Genomic DNA, 2,723 nt, shown 5'->3' on the forward strand with positions numbered 1-2,723 from the left:
AACAGCGTGTTCAGGCCGCCCGCAACGAGGAAGCGCAGCGGCCGTCCGAGCGGAACCACGCGGCCAAGCATCGGATCAATCCTCGTCGATCAGCGCGATGCGCATATTTTCCGCCAGCACGTCGCGCGGCAGGAAGGGTGACAGGTCCTCGAGTGCGGGCGAGGTGATCCGCCCGTCGGGATGCTGTTTCGCACCGAGCTTCGGCGCAAACGGAACATGCTCGTCGACGACGATCTCGCAGAAGGCGGGGCCGTCGGTCGCCAGCGTTTCGGCAATGGCATCGGCGAGGCCGGCATGGGTATCGGTGCGGACATAGGCAAAGCCGAAAGCCGCCGCGATCTTGCCGAAATCGGGGAAGGTGACGTTGCTCTTGGGCCCGCCGCCTACTTCGACGCCGCCAAAGAAATTGCGCTGCGTCTGGAAGATCGAGACATAGCCGCTGTTGTTGATCAGGATGACCTTCACCGGCAGGCGGTACCCCGCGATCGTCTGCATTTCCTGCAGGTTCATCATGATGCTGCCGTCACCGGCGATCGCGATCACGCGCTGCCTTCCTTTGGTCGCCGCGCACACCCCGATCGCGGCGGGCAGGTCATACCCCATCGTCGCGCACCCCGAATTGGTCCACAGCCGCTGTCCGGGGCGCAGGTGCGCTGCCTGGAATCCGATGACGCACGCGCTGCCGTTGCCGGTCACGACCACATCGTCTTCGCCAAGCTGCGCGAACAGTTCGTCCATCGCGACATAGGGATGTACGAGCTGGTCGTGGTCGCGATATTCGGGAAGGACGGTCGGGAAGCGGCGCACGCGCTCGCGCGCCCAGCCAAGCCACTCGCGGTGCGTGTCGGTCGGCCCCGCATAGGGCGCCGCGAGCAGCGCCGGGATCAGGTCGGCGAGGTCGGCGGTCACCGGCATGTCGGGGACGACATTCGGCTTCGCCAGCTCGACCGGGTCGATGTCGACCCAGATCTTGTACGCGCCGCGCGCAAAACTCTGCCAATTGTAGCTGACCTGCCGGATGTTGAGCCGGCTGCCGAGCACGAGCAGCAGGTCGGCGCTCTGCGTCACCATATTGCCGCCGCGGTCGCCGACGGTTCCCGGCTTGCCGCAATTGAGCGGGTGGTCGGTCCACAGCGCATCATGCGCATTCCAGCCGGTGACGACGGGGACTCCGAGCCGTTCGATCAAGGTCAGGAACTCCGCATGCGCGCCGCTGAGCCGCACGCCGCTTCCCGCGAAGACGACCGGGCGTTCGGCGGCCGCGATGCGGGCGAGGATATCGGTCGCGACCCCGGCCAGGTCGCCGCGCTTCCACGGCTCGTCGAGCTCGGCGGGATCGAAGCCCGGCAGCAGGTCATCGGGATCGATCTTCGCCGCCTGCACGTCGAGCGGGACGTCGAGCCACACCGGACCCGGCCGGCCGCTCGTCGCGAGGTAGATCGCCTTTTCGAGATGGTAGCGGATCGACCGCGGATCGGTGACCATCGTCGCATATTTGGTGACCGGACGCACCAGTTCCTCGATATCGAGTTCCTGGTCGCCATATTGGCGCAGCGGCAGCCCCGTGTGGCGCACCGTGGTTTCGGTCTTTACCTGCCCCGAGATCACCAGCATGCCGATCGAATCGACGAAGGCGCCATAGACGCCGGTGATCGCATTGGTCCCGCCCGGTCCCGAGGTAACGTTGACGACCGCAAGCCGGTTGGTCAGCCGGTAATAGGCCTCGGCCGCCATCGACAGCGCTTGCTCGTGATGCGTGAAGGTCGTCGTCAGCGCGGGGTGCGTGCCGAGCGAATGATTGAGGTGCATCGCACCGCCGCCCGTCAGCATGAAGATATCGGTAATATCCTTATCGGCGAGAAACTGGGCGACCCAGTCGGAGAGCTTGATCTGGCTCATTTTTTCCATCCATTGAAGATTGCGGTACGGCGGATCGCTTCGTCGAGATCCACCGTGGGCGTGACCCCCAGCCCGCCCCGGATCAGCACGGTCGAGGGAACGTAACGGCCGGGGTTCCACCCGGCATCGGCGCGGCCGAGGATTTCGACGCCGGGACCGCCGAGAACCGCGGCGACGCGGTGCGCGAGGTCGGCGATCGACACTGCTTCCTCCGACCCCGCATTCCACGTCGCACCGCGCGGCGCGCGCAGCAGCATGAGCCAGAGCCAGGCAGCAAGATCGGCGGCGTAAAGATAGGATCGCACCGCGGTGCCGGCGCTTTCGATCCGGATCGCCCGCCCCGCCATCGCGTCGCGGATGAAATTGCCCGCGGCGAAATGGATGTCGAGCGACAGCAAGGGCCCGAGCAGCGCGAAGATGCGCGCGGTGACGATGTCGAGCCCGAACTGCTTGCCATAGATGGCGCAGAGCAGCTCGGCGGCGCGCTTGCCCTCGCCATAGGCCGATTTGGGATCGCGCGGATCGGGGCCGCCGTGCCAGTCCTCGGCGACATGGCCGACATCCCACGGCTGCGCGCCGTAGACCGCGCCCGAGCTCATGAAGAGGACGCGCCCGGCTTGGCGTTCGACCGCCAGATCGAGCGCGCGGCGGGTGCCCGCGACGATGGTGTCGAACATGCGGCGCGGGTCGTTCGCATTGAGCGCCGCGCTCGCGTCGGTCGCGGCATGGATGACATGGGTGTAGCGGCCGGGCGGCGCGATAAAATCGGCGATGTCGCCCGCGACAAGCTGGAACCGCCGGGCGAGATGCGGGGCGCGGACGGC

At 66.8% G+C, this 2,723-nt stretch carries 2 protein-coding genes; both read right to left on the reverse strand.

All coding sequences use genetic code 11. From position 1 onward, the window contains the following. Positions 1-75: 75 nt before the first annotated feature. The gene (locus VGD20_RS09245; RefSeq protein ID WP_331134160.1) at positions 76-1,899 is read right to left on the reverse strand and encodes a thiamine pyrophosphate-binding protein; all 1,824 of its coding nucleotides are present in this window, start codon (positions 1,897-1,899) and stop codon (positions 76-78) included. Continuing rightward, on the reverse strand, positions 1,896-2,723 hold an 828-nt coding region (locus tag VGD20_RS09250; RefSeq protein WP_331134161.1), incomplete at its 5' end, for an NAD-dependent epimerase/dehydratase family protein. The genes VGD20_RS09250 and VGD20_RS09245, both read right to left, overlap by 4 nt.

Origin of the sequence: Sphingopyxis sp., from assembly GCF_036402335.1 — a bacterium.
GTDB lineage: Bacteria > Pseudomonadota > Alphaproteobacteria > Sphingomonadales > Sphingomonadaceae > Sphingopyxis.

Bases quoted from the DNA above. Each gene is read 5' to 3' on its own strand.
- VGD20_RS09245 (WP_331134160.1), bottom strand. From the start codon at position 1,899: ATGAGCCAGATCAAGCTCTCCGACTGGGTCGCCCAGTTTCTCGCCGAT.